The sequence below is a fragment of the Paenibacillus sp. P4_A9 genome (assembly GCF_056402415.1).
In genome coordinates, this window is the sequence record NZ_JBFUHL010000163.1 from 1 (window position 1) to 2,945 (window position 2,945).

At 41.2% G+C, this 2,945-nt stretch carries 2 protein-coding genes and 1 pseudogene; 1 reads left to right on the forward strand and 2 read right to left on the reverse strand.

Features of this window, described 5'->3' with window-relative positions:
- Nucleotides 1–84 (reverse strand): annotated as a pseudogene (locus tag AC1DVJ_RS30430) (DUF3900 domain-containing protein); the annotation flags it as partial.
- 118 nt (nt 85–202) lie between these two features.
- Between AC1DVJ_RS30430 and AC1DVJ_RS30435 the strand changes: the two are divergent.
- Nucleotides 203–433: a hypothetical protein gene (locus AC1DVJ_RS30435; protein WP_477596579.1), complete on the forward strand. Its 231-nt coding sequence runs from the start codon at nt 203–205 to the stop codon at nt 431–433.
- Nucleotides 434–499: 66 nt separating this feature from the next.
- Here the strand turns inward: AC1DVJ_RS30435 and AC1DVJ_RS30440 are convergent, their stop codons facing one another.
- Nucleotides 500–2,677, reverse strand: coding sequence for a PAS domain S-box protein (locus AC1DVJ_RS30440; RefSeq protein ID WP_477596581.1), 2,178 nt, complete (start codon nt 2,675–2,677; stop codon nt 500–502).
- Between the last annotated feature and the right edge of the window lie 268 nt (nt 2,678–2,945).

Sequence of the window (2,945 nt, forward strand, 5' to 3'; positions counted from 1 at the left end):
CATCTCCACTTGGTTGAGTAAGCTCTTCTCATCGGTAATGCGAGCAATTTTCGGTTCAAAATCACATTTCAGAATGAAGACAAATTGGAAAAAAATCAAAACGCCACAAAAAAATTGAAATCAAGGTGTGATGATTTCAATTCTCATACTGTCTCTAATAATAAGTGCTTAACAATCCTATCCTTAAGACAGAGGTGTATTGATGATTTACGGAACGAAGCTTCTTGATACGGATTCAGAATTATTTACCGCTGCCCTATCGAAAACGCCTGTTTATGTGTGGTCACTCGATCAGCTAGGCGTTTATTACCAAGTAACTACAGGGATAATCGTCAAATACACGCCAGATCATGTACAAGTTTACAATGAAAATAACGCCACTGTTTCAGCTTGGTATTCAAGGGAAACATCTGAATTTAGTATTGGATTCTAAAAATGAGAAAACCGCCGTTTCCCGGGTCAACCCGACGGCGGTTTTCAGCTTTACTTATTGTACAACTTAAGCGAAATGATTATGTTCCTCCGAAAAAGTAGGCAAGAACACATCGATTGTCGTCCCATACCCCACTTGACTCTGGATGTCCATGGTTCCTTTGTGTGCTTCCACAATCTTGAAGCACATCATTAAACCTAAGCCAGTCCCCTTTTCCTTCGTCGTATAGAAAGGCTCCCCTAGCTGTTTCAATCGTTCCTCCGGTATCCCGCATCCGTTATCTTGTGTCCGAACTCTAATTAGATCCCGCCCATGTAACGAAACGATCATTTTGATCTGTCCGTCTTTCGGAATGGCCTCCATCGCGTTTTTGACTAAATTAATGAATAATTGCTTCAAATGCATTTCAGAGCAAATAATTTCGGGTATATCTGTTTGGAATTCCAATAAAAGCTGCACGTCACAGAGAACGGCTTGCGTATCCAACAGTGCAATGACCGATTGCAAAATAGCACCTAAATCGCTTTTCTTATAGGTAATGGCTTCGGGCTTTGCGATAACAAGGAATTCACTTACGATGAAATTGATTCGATCCAATTCAGATAACATAATATCAAAATAATGCTTCTTGCCTTTTAAATCATGTTGTAGCAGCTGTAAGAAGCCGCGAAGTGAGGTAAGTGGATTTCGGATTTCATGCGCAAGTCCCGCGGCAAGCTGGCCTGCAACGGAAAGCTTGTCAGACTTACGTAGAAGCTCTTCCGTCTGCTTACGCTCTGTGATATCTCGTGTGATACCTGCGAATCCAAAAATCTCACCCTTTTCGTTCTTAATCGGTGTTTCCGTTATACTCACGTGAATCAATTGGCCATCTTTGCGAAGGCGAACCGATTCTTTTCCCGATATTTGCTTCCCTAACCTGAGCAACTCATACATCTCTTTACGTTCACTTTCCATGTGATTCGAGTAGATCGGCAAAGGCTTACCCCTTAATTCCTCTTGACTCCAGCCGAAAATATGTTCGTGCGCTGCATTAACCGAGATGACTCTCTCATTTAAATCAAGCACACAAATCGCATCTGAGGTATTGTTTATAAAAGACTCAAGCAACTCCTTCGTCTCTCGAAGCTCCGTCTCCATTCGTTTACGCTCTGTTATATCTACACACGAGCCAATGACTTCAATCGTCTGATCATTTTCACGGATAGGCCGCAAGGAAGTCAAATAAGTAATGCCGGCAAAGGTTGTCTCGAACATCACATTTTCACCATTCCAAGCCCGGTGATAATAGGCTTCGATGGATACGGACAATGAGTACGACCAAATTTCGTGCAAACTATACCCAACAATGTCAGATGGGTTATGTCCTATACGATACAGCAACTCACCGTCACACAATGTATGTATGAATTTTCCATTTATTCGCCTGAACTTCAAAGTCATCCCTTGTTGTCTTCTCACAGTGTCATGAAGGTCTTGCTGCGCGACTCGGAGAGATTCTCGATCCTTATTGAATTGTGTGATATCCTTAGCAATCAAATACACACCTTCTAAGTTATCATTGACAATAATAGGTACATTTTTCACACCGAGTTCAATTTTATCTTCATTTTTATGACGAAACGCCAACATGTAATTATCTGTTTGCGAAAGTATATCTGCAGCATTAAACATTTCTTTGTCGTCTTGCTGAAATAATTGATGGATGAATTGACCTTTCAATTCATTTTCGGAGCTGCCCATTATCCGTTCCATGGCTGGATTGACGAATTGAATTCGACCTTGCGTATCACAAGTTAGAATACCCGCAGGATTATGTTCAATCAATGACTTGTAGCGTTGCTCGCTTTCTGCAAGCTTTCGTTCCATTTCAGACTGCTGGGAAAGATCCTTAACTTGAACAATGAAAGCTAGAGGTTCGTTGTCTGAATTTAGCATGATGGACATCAGCCAGTCCACGCTTTTTAACGATAAATCCTTATGTCTCATTTGTATAATAGCTTGAAAAGAATGTTGCTCCCCGCCAAGTAATTTCTGCATGATGTTATCTATGTGACGTGCTTGAGTAAGTTCAAATAATGTCTTCACATTCGTTCCAAGTAGCTCCTGTGCCGAATAGCCAAGTATGCTACTTAAGCTGCGATTCATTTTCAGCCACTGACCTTCGAGCGAGATCAGAGCCATTCCCGTTGTAGTGAATTCAAAAATCGCATCGAACGAAGGCTCCATTTCCGATTGCTTCATATATTTTCCTCCATGGTACATGCTTAGATGGTGACCAAACACCGTTTGATAAATTCGACAAATACAGTTCTAATCCTGCCTTTACAGCCCTTCGGAATGAATTTGTTCACGAAATGTGCCCTTGTGTTCCGTCATTATGTTAGAATGTAAGGGTTCATTAATCTTCATCTCAAGCTATAGGAGGAATGCTCCCTTGCCAAATATTTGGACACATTTAATTTTCGGACAAAAAGTCATGAGTGAACTGGGTCATGCGTCGGTCTTGAAC